Genomic DNA, 18959 nt, shown 5'->3' with positions numbered 1-18959 from the left:
GCTGCCCCGCAACTATTTTTCGGTGCCCACCCAGCTTTCCTATGCCTGTAAAATGACTTTTTATTCAGCAATCGACCGAGTTGACCTTACTGCGATAGCTTCTCTCGACTCTAAAGCATTAAAAGGCCGTTAAGAATAAAGATGAATTTCCGCTTGCCCCCACCGCTTTCTGAGAACAGGGAATATCCGCCGCTCGTTTTTCGCTTTGGAAGGTTTTTCAACGCTCGCGCGCGACTATTTACCCTGATGTTGCTCACGAATGCCGGCGCCTTAGCCGACTCGGACAAAGACCTCGACGAAGCCGACTTGACCGGCATGTCGCTCAAGGAATTGATGGATATTGAAGTGTTCAATGCCGCGTCGCTGTTACCTACAGAATATTCAAAGGCACCGGGCACCGTTTATAGCTTCAACCGCGATTCCTTCGTCCGACTCGGCATCCGGCGTCTCGACGATCTCCTTGCCTTCGTCCCCGGAATGCAACTTAATCAACATCGCAAAAGGCACCGAGCAATCTGGGCGCGCGGCTTGCTGGACCGCTTTAACGACAAACTGGTACTAATGGTCGACGGCATCCGCAGGCAGCATGTCTATTACGGCAATTTCTCACTCGGCGACAACTTTCCATTGGAAAAAATCGAAAAAGTCGAAATCATTCTAGGACCTGCGTCGACGCTCTATGGAGCCAATGCTTACGGCGGCATCATTTCGGTCACGACGCGCAAATTCGCCGAGAGTTCACGCATCGAAGCGACTGCCGAAGGCGGCAGTAATGCGCGCGGCAAAGGCACGCTGCTTTACAACAGCAAACAGTTACAGGTCTTCGGCAGTTATTTAGAGCAGGATGCTCCGTTCAGAAGCGACCGCAATAGCTTCATTGGCAGCGAAACATTGCAACCCCTCGACGAGGATTATGCGAACCTGTTTTTGAAGGCGGCTCCATTCGAAGGCTTGACGCTGACCGCCGATTATTATCGTAATAACACTCCGTTCCTGTTTATTCCTGATACGCAGAATGCCTTTATCGAAGAAGATTCGCTAACACTGGCCGCGCTCTATGAAGCCGGCAACCTCGATGGCGGCAAAATACAGGCGAATTTTTTCTACAACTGGGATAGAGCCCGGGAGTTCGAAAAAGAACAGCAGACGCAACAACTCGGCTACGAAGAACATCAAAATGCTGCAATGGCCGGCGCTACAGTGACCGGTTTCAAACGCCTTTTCGACGATCATGTATTCGCACTCGGGTTCAATTGGTTGCGAACCGAAGCAACGAATATGGACTTCGAGCGCCGTTTCCGTTTCGATCGCGGATTTTTCGATACACCGGAAACCGGAAGCTTATTGACTAATCCGAATGTCACTAATGACGACTTTGCGGTGTACGTACAGGACGTATGGAGCATCGCATCACAACTCGATTTGACGCTCGGCGGACGCTACGACCGCTTCGACGAATTCGGCGATTTCTTTAATTACCGCGCGGCTCTCGTGTATACGCCGACCGACCATCAAACCATAAAACTGCTCTATGGAACGGCGATTCGCACACCGACCTTTCGCGAATATCTGAAGGTGTTGGAAGGCACCGACTTCGTCGCGCCGGTGCCCGATCCTGAACGCATACGATCGCTGGAACTCGGTTATCTCTATCAATGGGAACAGGCCAATATTAACGTCACGCTGTTCTATAACGAGGTTGATGATTACATCCATGAAACACCAACTCCGAACGGTGCGGACGAATATTTTCGCAACAGCCCCGACACATGGCAGCAACACGGCGCCGAAGCGGTTTTCCACATGCAACCGATCCATGCTATAAATCTGCGTTTGAGCGGTTCCTATCTGCAGGCCGAGGACCGGGGTACGGGCAACGTGCCCTATCTCGCCTCTTGGAACGGCAGTTTCAATCTGAATTACAATTACTATGAGCGGCAAAATCTTGGTTTTTCGCTGTTCTATACCAGCAACCGTCCGGACACCAATGCCTTCAGAAGAGACGACTCGAGAGAATTCTTGATCGCAAATGTTTTCGGCTCCGGCCGTATTACACAAAACCTTTCGTATGCCTTCGGAATCGATAATGTGTTCGACACCCGGGTCTTCGATCCGGCAGCTGATTTCGGCACACAGTACAACACCGAGCGAAGCGAACGCGAAATCTGGGGGCAACTTAAATGGAGTTTTGATCCTTGACTGAGCAACCGATCAGAAACGGCATCAAGACCCAATTCCACGGTTTTAAGACGAGCCCTCGCCTTTGTCGGCCTCGTATCGAGCTGATTGTCGCGTTCGCGTGGCTCTTGTTCACTGCCAATGCCGCTGCGGACCCCCAATCCGATAGGGTCAACCGTATCAAGGCTGCATTCGTCCTGAATATTGCTCGTTTCGTCTCATGGCCGCCCGAGGCATTCGAAAGCAAGGACGAACAGCTATTGCTTTGTCTCTATCGCAGCAATCCGATCCATCAAGCAGTCGATTTGATTCAAGGAGAAATGGTTAGCGGACGCCATGTTTCGATAACCCGAGTCGACAGCCTAAACGAGAACGACTCTTGTCACATTCTGCTGATCGCTCATAATGAACTCCGGAGCTACCTCAAAGAAGCCCGTTTCGGCCCGACCATTCCACTCTTGACGATCGCCGACCTGACCGAATCCGACTCATTATTGCACGCGGGAAGCGACATCATGATCAGCCTAGTGCGAGACGACACGCGCATCGGATTTGAAATTAATCTCACCCGATCGCGCCAAGCCGGGCTGAAAATGAGTTCGCAATTATTGAAATTGGCGACAATCGTCGACGAAGCCCCCTGAAGCCATGAAGCTCTTCGGTAAAAATTCAATCAGAAAAAAACTAATGCTGATGTTGCTGCTGACCAGTAGTTGCGCATTGTTGTTGTCGGCCGTCGGTTTTGCTGTAAACGATTGGCTGTCGATGCGTAGCGCGATATTTGAGCGTTTGCAGGCTCAAGCCGGCGTCATCGGCCATAACTCGATTGCGGCGTTGACGTTCGGCGACGCGGAATCGGCAGACAAAACGCTCGCGAGTCTCAAGAATGAAGCAGACATTGTTTCTGCAGTGTTGTTTTCGAGCGATGGCGTCATGTTCGCTCACTTCGATCGCGACGAGCACAGCATTCCTCCCGCCTTTCCCGCCGAAGAAACCGGCCGCATCGACGGGAATTTTTTCGTCGTTTCGCCGATACTGCTCGACAGTCATCAGATCGGCAACATTCTGCTGATTTCGGATCTAAGTCATTGGGAACAGCGCCAAACATTCCACCTGATCATTGCCTTAGGCGTATTATTGCTGTCGCTGTCGACCGCCCTCCTGCTATCTAGCCGCCTACAACGACTGGTTTCGGAGCCGATATTAAAACTCGCCGAGACCGCTCGCCGCGTCTCGGAGGGCCAGGATTACGGATTGCGCGCGGAAAAAATCTCATCGGACGAAATCGGCACGCTAGTCGACGACTTTAACGATATGCTGAGGCAAATCCAGTTGCGTGACCGCGAACTGCAGAAGGCGCGCGATGAATTGGAGGAACGAATCGAAGCACGCACGCTCGAACTAACCGAATTGACTCGTCAATTGGAACATCAAGCTTATCACGACATGCTGACCGGTTTGGCTAACCGTATCACTTTCGACGACCATTTGAAGCTCGCTATCGACCAGGCCAGGCGCCACGGACAGAGGCTCGCCGTGATGTTTCTCGATCTCGACCGGTTCAAAACGATCAACGACACGCTGGGACATGCGGTCGGCGATAAGTTACTCATGCAAGTTTCGCAACGCCTTCTGGCCTGCATTCGAGACTGCGATACACTGGCCCGTCTCGGCGGCGACGAGTTCGCGGTTTTACTCACGCAAATTCGCCAAGGCACCGATGCCGCCGAAGTGGCGAGCAAACTGATCGCTGCGATCGCCGAACCGATACCGATCGAGGGATACAGTTTGCACATCACGACCAGCATCGGCATCAGCCTGTTTCCGGAAGACGGCAACCACGCCGAAACTATCGTCAAAAATGCCGACACCGCGATGTATCGTTCGAAAGACCGGGGCCGCAATCAATTTACGTTCTTCTCGTCCGACATGAATGATCGCGCGGTGCGCCGTCTGGCTCTCGAAAACAAGTTGCGTAAAGCGATTGCAGAGGGCGCATTCAACATCCATTATCAACCCAGAAGAGACACGCTCAGTCTTGCGATCGTCAGCGTCGAAGCGCTCGCGCGCTGGAACGATTCTGAAGAAGGCCCAATCGCTCCTTCGGAATTCATTCCGCTGGCCGAAGAATGCGGCCTAATCGCTGCAATCGACGAATGGATGCTCGAAAACGCCTGCCGCGAAATGCTCGCGTGCTGCACCGGCGGCGAAGCCGATTTACGGCTCGCGGTCAACCTGTCTCCGGCCCAGTTCATTCGCGAAGACCTTGTCGAAGTAATCTCCGGAATCTTGCAACGAACAGGCTTTCCCGGCGACAAATTGGAGCTGGAAATTACCGAAAGCCTATTTGGCCCCGGCAGTATAGACGCCTGTACAATTTTGGAGCAGCTTTGTACACTGGGCATCGAGCTAAGCATCGACGATTTCGGCACCGCTTATTCATCACTGAGCCGTTTGAAACAACTTCCGCTACATACGCTGAAAATCGACCGTTCATTCGTGCATGACCTGGGACATGACGCCGATGACGAAACGCTCGTGCGAACCATTATCTCAATGGCGCACAATCTGAATTTAAAGGTCGTAGCCGAAGGCGTCGAAACCGAAACTCAATACGACTATGTCAAACAATACGGCTGCGACACCGTGCAAGGCTATTTGTTCGGCAAGCCGGTTCCTTTCCATCAGTTAAAGGAATTATTGTAAATTTAACTTTATACCCATCGTAGATCAAAATTCGGCACTGCCGAAATTTGAAGTGCGAAAGGTATACAACGACAGCCTTTAGGGTTTTACGGACAGTTCGTCTGGGATTCCGCCAACAAAATCAATGTAATATTATCGTCGGCCGCATTCGCCAACGCTTCTGTCAAAAGCTGCTCGGCCTTATTATCCAAGCTCTCTTCCCCGGAAAGTATGGTCGCGATTGTTAAATCGGGCACTTGACCGGTCAAGCCGTCGCTGCAAAGTAATACAATATCCTTCTTCTCGCGTTTTTCCTCGACCACATCCACTTGCACGACTTCTTTGTCGGAGCTGCCGATCGCTTGTGTGATAACGTTTTTATAGGGGTGGATCTTGGCGCTTTCTTCATCGATTAAGCCTTGATCAATCAGCATTTGTACATAGCTATGATCCTTGGTCAATTGCCTTAACCCATTATTCCGCCAGAGATAGGCGCGGCTATCACCGACCCAGGCAATTTGATAACGCCCCTCTTCTATTTGTACCGCGACCAAGGTCATTCCCATCCCTTGGGCTTCTGCATCTTTGAAAGCTTGCTCCTTGATTTCGAGATGCGCGCGTTGAATAGCTTCGATCAATTTTGCTCCGGAAGCCAACTCGCGATGCAAGGTCATTAACCCGACCGCGCTGGCAACTTCTCCGCAATTATGTCCGCCCATGCCGTCTGCAACGGCCCAAATACCCATTTCAGGCAGCATTAAAAAACTATCTTCGTTATTGCTTCTAGCTTTACCCGGATGAGTAAAACAACTAAATTGAATACTCGACCTATCGGATTTTTCGGCTTGGTCATGAATAAATCGTTTAAATAGATCGAATTTCATGTTCGCTCTCTAATCGGATAATAATTGCTTGATCCGAAAAAACTCTGCGGAACTTGAAAAATCATCATTGACTCCCGGCTCCAATCGCTTCGATAGTTTATTTAGCCGAGTTCGATGCTGCTGTGAGTCGCCTTTTACCGGCAAGCGATCAATGACATTCAGCAAAACGTCGGGCGGAAAACCGGCTGCCTGCAAGATATCCGATGCGATCGCATCCGCTTCGATCTCTCTATCGATATCGATGATTTGCACCAGCGTGCCTATTTGCCTATGCTCTTTGACAGATCGACCTGGCCGAAGACAAAAATGACCGGCTAACTGGTGCCCCATTTCATGAGCCAATATCGCAGCGAGTTCGGCTTCGTTCTTGACGAAATGAAAACTGCCTTCGGTGATATAAGTGCGTCCGTCGCCAATCGAAAACGCGTTGACCGAGCTATCCCTGACTGTAAAAAAGCGCCATCCCGAAGCCGGCCAATCGATTGGCTTAAACCGCGTTAGCCAAGGCCCGCTTCGGGGAAGAAGACGCTCTCCGAGGGTTTGCAAATATTGATTGACAATGTCTTGGCTCGGCCTTAACGGCCATTCCTGTTCTATGCGATAGGCGGCTTTCGCGGAATGCTGCTGTTCACCGGAGCAATTTGCCCAAGCCGACCTTAAAATCAAACAGCCACCGATCAGCAAATAAAAAAACACCCCTGCTATCGTCCTTGGCGCACTTCTTTTCATTATCCGCAAGCGGAACATTACTCCCTTTATACTCAAAAAATGGCTAACTTTATGAAGGTATGGGGTGTGGCTAGCGAGGATGTCGGCAGCAGGGATTGCTGCCGTCAAGCCTCCATGGATGGGTTTACGGCGGTCCTCGATAGACATATCCCATACCTTTTTCTTAGACGGTTTTTCGATCAAAAGGGAGTAGCACTTATTGAACGATAAATACGGCCTGATTGATATCGCTGCTGGTGCCGGCTTGAACTTTGGTTTCGACGACATAAGTACCGGCCGATGCATTCTTAGGTATCGGAATCGTCGCATTGACGGCATAACCGCCGGCGGAACGCTGCACATTTTGAGGCGGAGCTTCGAAAATCACCTTCCCGTCCTTTTTTAAGGTCCAGGTTTCCTCGACCGAGGCTATGCTTTGATTTTGCGGTACCGATAATGAATAATCGCTGGCAACCATGACTTGCTGCCCTGGCGTCACAGTATCCGGCGAAGCCGTGCCTTTATTCAAACGGACCAGCACGGTATTGGCGGCAGGCGTAAACCCGTATAGCGATTGGTCCTCGGCAGGACTGCGCACCTGTTGCGAACTGTATTGCGCTAATTTGACGGCGCCCCAACCGAGTGCGGCGCCGCCGGCCGCCGCCGCTAAACCGTAGCCGACATTACCGGTCAACAGACCGGTCGTCAACCCGGCTGCCACCGCGCCTAACCCCGCACCAATCGCTTGTTGATTTTCCGGGGTAGTCGCACATCCCGTGATCAGGCTGGCGCATACAACCGCACTTAGGGCTGTTTTAGGGAACGCATGATTCATGATGAAATCCTCATTAGATTAGCGCTGCTACTGAACGGATGGCCTGTTGTAAAAAGGATCGTTATCCGGCAGACGCGGAATTTTTTGATTTAATAGGTTGAGATAGTTATCAATCGCTTGGATAGGCGGCGGCTCTATCGCTTCGAATTGGCCATTGTCGTAATAATATTTACCGCTACCTGTCGGATATTCGATACCGACCTTGAACGAGTGCTGCTCGCCGTCAACCGGAATATAAGAACGAAAAGTCACGACGTAGTCACTTTGTAGAATGTTTTGGATTTCTTCGACGATGCGCTGCATCTTGTCATAGGTTTCACCTAATGAATAATAGATGCCGAACGAATTTTTCGATATGGATTCGAGATTTCTAAAATAGTCCACTGAACTCTTGCCGTAAGCAAGCGAATACACGGGTATGGGAATCCGCATCGAAGTAATTCGGCCATTCAGCTCTTCGCGAGAAAGCGCACTGCCTTCGTCTCGTCCGTCGGAAAAAACGACAACCGAACACGAAGCAATAACATTATCGGCCGAAGGATCTACCGAAGATCCTTGCGCCGACATGCCGCACATCTGAATCGCCGCCCCGATGCTATCGTAAATACGGCTTTTCATACCATCGATTCGAATATCAGCCAACCTTCTGGCAAGGGCGCCCGCATCTCTTTCGAATTGAGACACCAGATCATAGCCTTCTTTGGTATCTCGTATCGCCAGGATCGCCACCTCATCCTGGGGCCGTTTACTGTCGATAAAGCGGGCAGCGGCTCTGAGCGCAGTTTCCGATGCCGTTCCCGCCATCGACTTGCTGGCATCGATTACTAAAACGGAACGTGTCGCCTCACTTCGATTGCGTATGCTTTGAATACCGTATTGGCGTTTCATCGGATCGTAGCTTTTGCCTTTGATCATCAGTCCGATATTCATTTCATTGAGATTCACCAAAGGCTGCATGTTTTGATCGAAAGTCCGAATATACAATTGTACAAACGGATACAAGGCATAATTTACCCGATAGACCTTAACGCCGTAACCGCCGGGCGCAGCAAATCCGTAGCCGCCGGCATTCGCAGGCCCCGCAAGAAACAAGGCTTGCATTAAAACCAAAACAGGTACTATAAAGCTTCCTGCCCCGTTAAACCGTTTTTTGCCGGTCTGTTGCGTTTGTCTTGAATTTTTCATCATGACGTAGACTCCTCATTATAAAGTAGTGTTTTACCCATCGGACTCAATGTCCGATTCCCCCATAAACAACGACTAACCTTTTTATACCCTTTGCTAGTGAAATTTCGGTTCCGGAATGCCCGCCTAACGTATTTTTTGTGTTTGTCCCGGAATAATAACCCAGCCGGAATTATCTTCCTTGGGTTCGGTTTTGGCTATCGGTTTAGGTTGCGGTTTCGGCTTCGGCTTCGGCTTCGGCCGTGCAACCGGTTTTGGAGGCGTGCTTGCTTGCTGAACAACGCGATTCGAATCGAGTGTTTGCGAAGCTTTATTGACCGAAGACTTGCTATCGGATTCCGGCTGAACGGTCCTGCGTTTATTCAATATTTCCAGCGCCGACAAACCAGAGTCGGCCGGTTGCTTCGTTGCCGAAGGCACGGCTGGCTCCGCGACGACGGCGGGAGCGGAAAACGGCGAATCCATTGCGGCAGGAACCGTCTCTTCGGCAATTCCGGTCTCACGCGGTAAAGACTCGGGTTCGGGTCCGACGATCGCAATCGGCGCCTCATCCGATGCGTCTTTGAAAAACAGCCAATAGGCACCGCCGGCAAACGCAGAAAACAGCACTACGACAACGACAAGCACAAGCGCCAGCTTTTTTATGGAGCTATTGTCGGCTTCGGCATAGTGAGTCGTTGAACTTGGGATCGGCTGCGAACGATTCCCTTGGGTCTTAATAACCGGCCCGAATTGCAGATCCGAAATTTGCACCGTTTTACCAGACAGCAAAGCCTCCTCGTCAACTGGGCTGCCGGCTGAAAATACGCCGATGAATTCCGCCACGGTCTGCGGGCGCTCGTTGACATTGAGACTCAAACCTTTGAGAATCATGCTGTTAATGGCATCCGGCAATTCGGACGCAATTTGTTTGGGAGGCGTAAGGGTTTTACCGGACACCCTTTCATGCGCCGCGACCGGTGTTTGACCGGTCACGGCAAAATAAACCGTGGCCGCCAATGAATAAATATCGGACCGAACGTCGGTACCGGTGCCCATGACCTGTTCGGGCGGACTGAAACCGAACGAGGCGGCTCTTCCCAAAGTGCGGGTCATTTCGTTGGGTGACGACTCCTTGGCGATGCCGAAATCAATCAGCATGATTCTATTTTCATCGTCCAGCAACACGTTTTCCGGCTTCAAATCCCGGTGGATAATCGGCGGATTTCGCGAATGCAGATATTCGAGCACCTGCCCGACCTGAATGACCCAGTCCTTCAGGTCCTTAAAGACAATTCTACCGAGCCGCTTGCATTCGGTGGCCAACGTTCGGCTTCCGCCGAATTTCAACACCAGATAAACCATACCTTTTTCATTGAAACGGTCGACAATGATCGGAATCGAGGGATGATCGAGGTTGCTCAACAACGAGACTTCATATTCATCGAACAGCATCTCTGGAATTTCCTTGAGAGCCCAACGTTTTCCTTTCACGCGTTGGTCTTCGACCAGATAAGTCGCGCCAAAACCGCCTTTTCCCAGCACTGTTTGGATAATATAGCGATCGCCAATCAAATCGCCGACGCCTTTCAACCAACCGAAAATACCGCGTATCGAGCCGTTAGGCGCGGTATCGATATGCGCTATTTCGTATTGGCATTGCGTACACCGGTATTTATTTTGCGCGATCGCATCGGCCGAATCCGGGTGATCGCATTTGGGGCAGGTACGGGGCTGTTCTTGTGCTGTTTCATTCATATACGTTCAAATCGGCTTCGGTTATTTTTTAGCATCCTTGAGTTTCAGACCTATTGCCGTCGCGATCAGAAAAAATAAACCCAATCCGGCAATCGCCGCCAAATCGCTCCCTGTGCTTCCTGCGATCGATACGACCGTGCTTCCGGTAAAATCCTTGACTGACCGAATTTCCTCGCCGAGCGTCAATTTCATCGCATCGAAAGACCAATAAGAAATCATCGATGTTTTAGCTATCCAGAGCCCGGCGCCTTCAAGATTGACCACTGCACCGGATAAAATGACCTGCGGAATCAATAAAATCGGCACCGTCGCAACCGCTTTATCGTTGGAATTGACAAAGGCGCTCACGCAAAGACCCATCGTGGTCGCCGCCATGCCGGATGCGAACAAAATCAAAAAACGTTGCACCAGATCGCCCGGCACCGATATCGATAACGCGATCACGCCTAATAATAAGAAGCATTGCACAAAACAAAGCAACGATAACGGAATCAATTTACTAACGATATAAGGCCCCAAGCCTAAATTTACCGAGCGTTCGCGAATATAAATAGGCAACTCCTTAACTAATTCCCGTGCGGAATTAAGACAACCGAACCAAATCGCGGACAACACCATGATAAACAGAATCTGGCTTTGCTTGGCCGCTCGCAGAGCTATCTGATCGTCCATCTCGAATACCAAACTGACGATCAACGCGATCAACGGCGCCTGTAAGATTAAAATTAGTAGATTTTTACGATCCGACAAAATCAATTCGCAATAACGCGACATTAACGTTTTGGTTTGGCGCCAACTCTGCAACCATTTGATATTCGTCGGTCGCGTGTTTGATTTTAGAACATCTTTATTGTCGTGTTGCTCCGATAGTTTCAAACGCTTCTCGACATAAGTATCGTTAAAATTCGAGGCTCGGTATTTATCTGCCCAATACGAAGCCGATCGACTTTCGAGCAGTTCATAGACATCGGATAAGCGATCGATCCCGAAATAACCGATCACGGCTTGAGGCGGTCCATAGAAAACCAAACGCCCCTGGTGCAGTAATAAGACAAGGTGACAGGTATCGATATTTTCCAGCGTATGAGTCACGCAAACAACCGTTTTTTTGTCCTCGGCCAAACTCCGAAACAATTGCATCATTTTTTTATCGGTACCTGCATCCAACCCGCTAGTCACTTCGTCCAGAAATAACACATTCGGATTGGCGACCAATTCCACCGCCAGACTGACGCGTTTCAGTTGGCCGCCGCTCAAAGGTGTCGGCGTATCGACAGCCAATCCCGCCTTCTCGGCCAACCCGACCTTTTCAAGCACCTTCAGGACATTTTCATCCATTTCAATATCCGAGGTATCGGGCGGCAAACGCAGTTTAGCGGTAAATTTCAACGCATGCTGCATAACGATTTTACGATGCACGATGTCCTGCTGAGGCACATAACCGATCGCCGCACGAAACAAATCGAACGCGCCGTACAAATCGATTTCGTTATATAAAATCTCACCGCTGGTGGCGGGACGTCGACCATTCAGCGCATCCAACAGCGTCGATTTACCCGAACCGCTGGTGCCGAAAATACCGACGAATTCGCCCGGATGAATCGCAAAACTCAAGCTATCCAACAAACGTTTAGCCTGGCCCGACGATTCCTTGACCTCTTTGGTCAACCGATACACTTCTATCTTGACTTGACCGTCTTGGTTCGATGGAAAAATAGCATGCCCGTCGAACCGATAGTCGAATGCGGCAAAGCTCAACCAGTCATTGGCTATCACCGGTTGCTTACCGCTGATTCGCACCGCATTGACAAAGGTTCCGTTGGTGCTGCCGCAATCCTCGATAATCCATCCCGTAGGCTCCCTGGTTAATTTGGCATGTTCGCGGGACACCAACGGCGAAGGTATCGTAATATCGCATTGAGGTAATCGGCCTATCGTCAGCACCGACTTTCCGGTTAGTGCAATGCCGGCCGATGCATCGTCGCCGGACAAAACCTCATCAGCGGCTTGACTGGATTGAAACTTGATTTGAAAAGGCGTGGAACCGAATAAAAGCCAATCTCCGTTATTCAGCATCAATGGTTTGTCTGCAAGCGTGCCATTAACGGTAATTGGCGCATCGTCGATCGCAGCAATGAATAATGCGCTATCTTCACTAACAAAAATCTTGGCGTGCCGGGGTAAAACCCCGTCTCCAGTTATCTGAACATCGTTATCGGTATCGCTACCGAGTCGACACGCGTTGCTGAATTCACAAGCTATCGCTTGCCTTGTCTTTGCCGCAAGTAGTTCGAGTTGAAACGGAGTTTCGCTGACTGTGCGACCGATGTATGCATTATTCATTGTTATTTTTGAACTCGGCGCTCTTTCACCCAATAGATTTAAATTAAATGAAACTTAAAACATAGAATGATTGTAATCGCAACCCTCATTTAACGCAAAATTGTTTGCCTGATTCCGAAAAACCTTTGTCTTGAGGGTATTTATACCTTTCGCACTTGAAATTTCGGCAGCCGTAGGGTGCGCATCGCGCACCTTTCCACGGCGCCGAACCCATTATTTCCCGACTCAGGTGCGCGATGCGCACCCTACGCCTGTCGCTCTATAGCTATGATCACAAACAATTTCCAAGATATTTTGGGATTAAAAAGCGGGAACACAGACATTAGCTAAAATGGCTTTTTTTTCGACAGCCCACCCATTCGCCGTCTTCATGATTCCAAGCCCCCTCTAAATCACCTCACCATTGCTGATGATAAGGCGCGACATCATAATCGCTTTGCTGAATATTCTGTAGCATGCCGCTGGCATCGAGATAATAATAAATACCGGCAGCCGTCAGCAGCGCGGCTAGCACCGCAAAGCCTATTTTCCACCCACTATAAGGCCGCTCGCCTTGCACTTTGCCGGTCCGACCGTTGATTACAAAACGATAAGATTTATCCCGATGGCGAAACGCCGCCGACCAGACCGGAAGCAAACAATGCTTGTAAGTCGTTTTGTCGTGCCTCGTTCTTGCCTGATGGATACGCTGATGATCGCCGCCGATGTTGCGCGCGATATCCCGGTAAATCACACTATCCATGATTTGCTTAGCCGCATCGAAGCCTTCATCGATTTCGATTTGGTAATATTCACTACGAAAACCGCTCAAATATTTTTCGTCGTAAGGCATCAGGTTATAGAGATCCCAAGGCTGCAAAGCATCCAGAATCTTACGCGGCAGCGACTTGCTCGCGCCCACCAATACATCGTCGAAAAAACGCCGTACGCGACCCGAAACCGGCGTCCAACGTATCTTCGGCACTCGTCGCATAACGGTGACGGTGCGGTTATTTCGTACCACTTGAACCGGTACCGTGACGTAATAGACATCACCGCGTTCACCGACATAATCGGTCTCGGTGTCGCTATCGAAAGTCCAATAAGGCAAATAAACCCCTGTCAACTTGGTATCGCTACGGGCGTATTTTTTAACTGCATTCGGCGCGAACCATAGCTTCGCGATCCAGCGTTGAAAATGCTGTTTAGCTTCAGCTTCGCCGATTGCAAACGGCAGCAGCGATTTCGGCTGAATCGGCTTGGCTTGCGCGGTCGTCGTCACGATCGGCGTACCGCAAAACGGGCATTCGCCGGCATGAATATGACTATCGAACTGAAACCCGGCGCCGCATTCGTCGCAATGAATCTGCGCCTTAAGCGTCTCAGCCTGGGGTTGAGCCAACTGCCGCAACGCTTGCTGCAGGTCGTATTCCTGAATCGGCGCGGCGCTTGGCTCGATATGATTTTCGAATCCGCAATACTCGCAGACCTGATGCTCGGTACCGGGCGCATATTTCAAAATCGCGCCGCACTGCCCGCACGGAAAACGCTCGACACCGGGTTTTAAAGACGCCTTAAATTTTGGCACGGCAACTATTCATAGCAATCCAATGTTAGTGGTGAGCGATAAGCGATAAGCGATAAGCGATAAGCGATAAGCGATAAGCGATAAGCGATAAGCGATAAAATGATGCAGCATTTAAATCGCTTGTCAAGCGCCGATTTCACCTTTCACCTTTCACCTTTCACCTTTCACCTTTCACCTTTCACCTTTCACCTTTCACCTTTCACCTTTCACCTTTCACCTTTCACCTTTCACCTTTCACCTTTCACCTTTCACCTTTCACCTTTCACCTTTCACCTTTCACCTTTCACCTTTCACCTTTCACCTTTCACCTTTCACCTTTCACCTTTCACCTTTCACCTTTCACCTTTCACCTTTCACCTTTCACCTTTCACCTTTCACCTTTCTCTGCTAACCGCTCACTGCTGACTACTCACGAATCACCCCGGCAACGGCGGAGGCACATGAGCAAACGCCGCGGAAAACTCAGGCACTTGACCGGCTGGCTTCCATTCCGCCATTCCAGCGCTCCAAACCAAGGTGTCGCGATTGATTTCGCCGCTGCGGACTTTTTGCTCGATGACTTTTAGCGCGTAGGGGCCTTCCTGATGTCCGGCTATCGCAACGAAATAGACCGTCGAAGTCGGAATCGGCGGCGGCGTGGCTTGCTGAGTAGATGGCTGTTCGGAGAGCGACTTACCCAATTCGCGCGCGACCGCGAAACCCATGCCCATGCCGATGCCTTCGGAAGCGCCGCCTGACGGATTTTGCGCGGCCGCAGCCATGGCCTCGGCGGCCTGGAATTGCGTATAACGGTGAAGATCGCCGATGATGCCCATGCTGGTGCGTTTGTCGAGCGCCTTTTCGACTTCGGGCGGCAGTGAAATGTTTTCTACCAACAACTGCAATACTTCGAGCCCGTATTTGGAAAATTCCGGCGCAATGCGTTCTGTGATATAAGCACCGAGCTCGTCATAATTCGCGGCCAGATCCAAGGCAGGAATGCCCGATTCGCCGATGATGTCGGAAAAGCGCGATACGATCAGATTACGTAATTGCGAACTGATATCGTCGGTGCGGAAGTGCCCGCCGGTACCGACGATTTCCTTAATGAACGCTAGCGGTTCATTAATTCTGACCGAATAGGTGCCGAACGCGCGCAACCGCAATGGCCCGAATTCCTTGTCGCGCAGCATGATCGGATTCTTCGTGCCCCATTTCAAATCGGTGAAGCGGCGCATGTTGAAAAAATAGACTTCGGCTTTGAACGGGCTTTTGAAACCGTGTGGCCAGCTTTCGAGCGTGGTTAAAATCGGCATGTTACGGGTTTCGAGCTGATATAAACCCGGCTCGTAAAAATCGGCCACGCGTCCTTCGCTGACTAGTATCGCCGTCTGCGACTCGCGGACGGTCAGCATCGCGCCGTATTTGATTTCGTTGCCGAAGCGTTCGAAGCGATATACCATCGTATCACTGGAACTGTCGGTCCATTCAATCACATCGACGAATTCGCCGAACAGCTTGTTCCAAAACCCCATGCTGGTGCTCCTATCTATTTGGATTCAATGCCTATCCTGATTTTTTTACTCCCGCAGGGGCGCGGAGTTTTTCCTCGTTTCCACCGCTCGAGCGTGAGAATGCATACCGTTCTTACCCCGGCAACCAACGTATGGATTCCCACGGAGGACCGTGAGAATCCGAAAAAGAACCCTGCGTCTCTGCGCGAAATTATACCTTTCGCACTTCAAATTTCGGCAGTGCCAGAGGAGGCGCCTGGGCGTCCGATAAAGGCTTTGCCAGCATAGAGCCTACTGGACGTATTCACGGCGTCCTTTAGCGGACACCCAGGCGCCGAATTTTAATCTACGACGGGTATATTTCTTGAATCAACCAATCAACTTTAAACCCGGCGGCAGGGCTTCGCCGAAGATTTGTTTCTCTTCTTTTTCGTCGAGTTCCTTCAGCGTTTCGACCATCGCAATCCACGACGTCGGCGCCTTGGCTGCTTTCAATTGCTCGACGATTTCGAGGCGTAACGCGTCGTCGATATCACGACTTCTATCGCCGCTCATGCGCGCGATCAGTGTCGCAGCAAATCCGGCCTGGGGCGTTTTCTTCCAGTCGATTCGCATGATCTGTTTGAGCCAGTCGGATGCCGTCACGGACGGTACGATGTTATGACTACTACCGTGAAACGGAATCCTCGCGCCGATTCGGCCGACCGCCCACCAGGTTTGCTCGGACTCGCCCGGACTTTGCAAACGTTTCAACAGCCATTCACCGAGTTGAATTTTTTTATCGACCGACAAGCGTTCGAGCACGGCAGCAAGGCGCACGATGTCGTCGTAAGCGCGTGTTTTGAGCTGTTTCGCGACGGCCGACTGCCGCGCCGAAGCCGGATTCAGATATTTGCCGATGTCGGCAAATATCTTTTCCTGCTTGGCCGCATCGAGGCCGCCGGCGACGCGCCGCCAGAGCGTCCACCACTCGCTCCAGATTTGCGCTTCGTTGACATACTGTATCGATTGATCGTAAATCTTCCATAATTGTTCGACGCGCCAATCATCGAGCGGATAACCGAAGCCTGGGCGCAGACAAAAACCGGTCAGGCTTAACCAAACCCGTTCGTGATTTTCGGAACGTTTGCGGTATTTGATACCGTCGAGCAAAGCGCCGAACAAGCCTCGCAATAACGGCGTTTCCCAATCTGCGCGAGAACCAAGCAGTTTTTCGAGATCGGCACGCAAACTTTTGACCGCTTTCGGATTAATTTGTTTGGACTTGGAACCGAACACCGCCTGCACCAACTCGACCGCCCTGTCGAATTGCGCCGGCAATTCGGCCTGCACACCCGCATCCGCTTTTTTGCGGATTTGAAATTCGACGTCCCAACGCTTGCTTGCGTCTTGCACTGAAACGCACTGAATCTTCAGCGTGCCGACTTCAGTTTGCATGACGGCCAATTGTACAGTCACTTCGGAAGTAGACGATTTTGCTTGTTTGGTTTCAAGCGACCTCTCTTCGTCTGACAACGCGACCGCCAGCGGCGGCAGCGAATGAAAACGCTCATCGTCGATTACAGCCAACTCGCCTGGCTTATATTCGGTGTCGCCCGTTGTCGAAGCCAGATGGAATCGCACAGGCTGCCCTAATCGCAACGCGAATTGCCGGTCTTGTAAGACGACCTCGTGCCCCTCCTCGCTGCCGCGCGGCAAGATACAGACACCTTTCTGTTCGCCGCGCTCGGTATCGACAATCAAGAAATAACTGCGCGCCGCACCGCCGCCGATACGGACTTGTTTATTTCGCCTTGCCTGCGCGTAGCTAACCGCACCCAACGCAACCGACAATTCCGGATGTTTGTTTTCCAAAAGTCTCGGCGCATTTCCTCGCCAGGATGCAATCAAATCGAGAATCCGCTGGGTCAGCGGGCGGCTACGAAACACTCCGCCGTTCAGCAACAAGGCATCCGGCACGGCACCCTCGCCGTTCAAAGCATCGAGCGCGGCTTGGTTATGCAATTTCAAAAACACTGCGATATGTTTGCTGACCGCCGGTTCCGCCGCATAAGGCAGGCCGAATTCTACGACTCCGCTGCGCTTGCGGTCCGGTAAGTCATTCAAGCCCGATAACGGAAAGAAACCATCCAACGCGATGCTCCGAACTTCAACGCGCGTCAACATCGCCGAGCGCGTGCCGCCGATCAGTTTCGAACCGCCACCGAGCAACGTGACGCCGAGTTGTTCCGGCGCCTCGTCGGCTAAGAGTTTTTCCTTGACGATGCGGCATTGTTCGATCAATTGCGACATATCGGCCGCCGATAGACGCTTGTCGCCGACAGTGATGCGTTGTTCGGCCAGATGCGCGAGCGCCAGATCGATGTTGTCGCCGCCGAGCATCAAATGATCGCCGACGCCGATCCGCGTCAGTTTCGGTTCCGGTTCGGCCGGTTCGACCTTGATCAGCGTCAAGTCGGTCGTGCCTCCGCCGACATCGCAAACCAACAACAAACGCACGTCGGCCAATTCCTGCTTGATACTGCCGTCATGACGCCGGAGCCAGTCGTAACAAACCGCTTGCGGCTCCTCGAGCAATTTGACTCGCTTGAGCCCGGCCAATTTGGCGGCCTCGATCGTCAGAGACCTTGCACCTTCGTCGAACGAAGCCGGGACGGTTATGACGATATCCTGATCTTCGAGCGGCGCGTCCGGAAATTTGTGCCGCCAGACGCTGCGGATATGCGCCAGATAACTCGCGCTGGCCTCGAGCGGAGACACTTTCGAAATGTCGTCGCTACCGCCCCACGGCAAAACGTCCGCGGTATGATCGATCGACGGATGCGACAGCCAGCTTTTCGCGCTAGTCACGAAGCGGCCCTGCGTTTTCGAGCCGAGCACGCGCGCCGCTTCGCCGATCACGGCCTTGTCTTCGTTCGGCAAGAACGCCAAGTCTGCCTCGGACAATTCGCCCTCGGCCGGATGGTAGCGCACCGACGGCAGCAACGGCCGCGCCGCGACTTCGCCCGGCGCGACCAATTGTTCGATATCGAAAATTCGGATTTCGGAGTCTGCTTGATCGGCGCGCGCGAAGGCTACGACCGTATGCGTCGTGCCGAGATCGATACCGACCATAAATTTAGGATTTTGTTTTTGCACGTTCTCGTTATTTGTTAAAGCGTTATAAATGGCTTTACTTCGTTTCTCGCGCAGAGGCGCAAGGTCGCAGAGAGTTGAAGCTTGTTCGTTGCTACTAGACCTCTGCCGCCAAAGGGCATTGAGGCAAATTTATCCATTACATTGAGTGAGATGCTTTCTCGGCGCCCCTGCGCCTCTGTGCGAGATAATTTTCTGGTTCCCACGGT

Annotated in this window: 12 protein-coding genes; 3 read left to right on the top strand and 9 right to left on the bottom strand. The window is 51.5% G+C overall.

The features are described 5' to 3' along the window. The first annotated feature begins 246 nt into the window (after positions 1-246). The 3 genes from ACINK7_RS04270 to ACINK7_RS04260 are packed head-to-tail and all read left to right on the top strand — an operon-like array spanning position 247 to position 4884. The gene (locus ACINK7_RS04270) at positions 247-2199 is read left to right on the top strand and encodes a TonB-dependent receptor plug domain-containing protein (protein WP_404360058.1); all 1953 of its coding nucleotides are present in this window, start codon (positions 247-249) and stop codon (positions 2197-2199) included. Continuing rightward, complete coding sequence (locus ACINK7_RS04265; protein WP_404360057.1) at positions 2196-2822, top strand: YfiR family protein; 627 nt, start codon at positions 2196-2198, stop codon at positions 2820-2822. Before ACINK7_RS04270 ends, ACINK7_RS04265 begins: the two co-directional genes overlap by 4 nt. 43 nt (positions 2823-2865) lie before the next feature. Further along, a complete protein-coding gene (locus ACINK7_RS04260; protein WP_404360056.1) occupies positions 2866-4884 on the top strand; it encodes a putative bifunctional diguanylate cyclase/phosphodiesterase in 2019 nt (672 codons plus the stop codon). An 86-nt stretch (positions 4885-4970) separates the two neighbouring features. Here ACINK7_RS04260 and ACINK7_RS04255 read toward each other — a convergent pair whose 3' ends face one another. From ACINK7_RS04255 to ACINK7_RS04215, 9 genes are all read right to left on the bottom strand, one after another. Beyond that, positions 4971-5747, bottom strand: a complete 777-nt coding sequence (locus ACINK7_RS04255; protein ID WP_404360054.1) for a PP2C family protein-serine/threonine phosphatase — start codon at positions 5745-5747, stop codon at positions 4971-4973. A gap of 9 nt (positions 5748-5756) precedes the next feature. Then, positions 5757-6476, bottom strand: coding sequence for a M48 family metallopeptidase (locus ACINK7_RS04250; RefSeq protein WP_404360053.1), 720 nt, complete (start codon positions 6474-6476; stop codon positions 5757-5759). A gap of 196 nt (positions 6477-6672) precedes the next feature. Further along, complete coding sequence (locus tag ACINK7_RS04245) at positions 6673-7290, bottom strand: hypothetical protein (protein ID WP_404360052.1); 618 nt, start codon at positions 7288-7290, stop codon at positions 6673-6675. A gap of 27 nt (positions 7291-7317) precedes the next feature. Continuing rightward, positions 7318-8478: a VWA domain-containing protein gene (locus ACINK7_RS04240; protein ID WP_404360051.1), complete on the bottom strand. Its 1161-nt coding sequence runs from the start codon at positions 8476-8478 to the stop codon at positions 7318-7320. Between the two features lie 123 nt (positions 8479-8601). Further along, the gene (locus ACINK7_RS04235; RefSeq protein WP_404360050.1) at positions 8602-10212 is read right to left on the bottom strand and encodes a protein kinase; all 1611 of its coding nucleotides are present in this window, start codon (positions 10210-10212) and stop codon (positions 8602-8604) included. Between the two features lie 21 nt (positions 10213-10233). After that, positions 10234-12555: an ATP-binding cassette domain-containing protein gene (locus ACINK7_RS04230; RefSeq protein ID WP_404360049.1), complete on the bottom strand. Its 2322-nt coding sequence runs from the start codon at positions 12553-12555 to the stop codon at positions 10234-10236. A 397-nt stretch (positions 12556-12952) separates the two neighbouring features. After that, positions 12953-14122 carry a primosomal protein N' (replication factor Y) - superfamily II helicase gene (locus ACINK7_RS04225; RefSeq protein WP_404360048.1) on the bottom strand — a complete coding sequence of 390 codons (1170 nt, stop codon included), beginning with the start codon at positions 14120-14122 and terminating at the stop codon, positions 12953-12955. A 416-nt stretch (positions 14123-14538) separates the two neighbouring features. After that, a complete protein-coding gene (locus ACINK7_RS04220) occupies positions 14539-15636 on the bottom strand; it encodes an SPFH domain-containing protein (protein ID WP_404360047.1) in 1098 nt (365 codons plus the stop codon). Positions 15637-15984: 348 nt separating this feature from the next. Further along, positions 15985-18729, bottom strand: coding sequence for an Hsp70 family protein (locus ACINK7_RS04215; protein ID WP_404361410.1), 2745 nt, complete (start codon positions 18727-18729; stop codon positions 15985-15987). Between the last annotated feature and the right edge of the window lie 230 nt (positions 18730-18959).

Origin of the sequence: Methylotuvimicrobium sp. KM1 (assembly GCF_044788715.1) — a bacterium.
Taxonomy (GTDB): domain Bacteria; phylum Pseudomonadota; class Gammaproteobacteria; order Methylococcales; family Methylomonadaceae; genus Methylotuvimicrobium.
The sequence above is the reverse complement of the archived record's forward strand: the minus strand, read 5'-3'. Positions and strand labels throughout refer to the sequence as shown.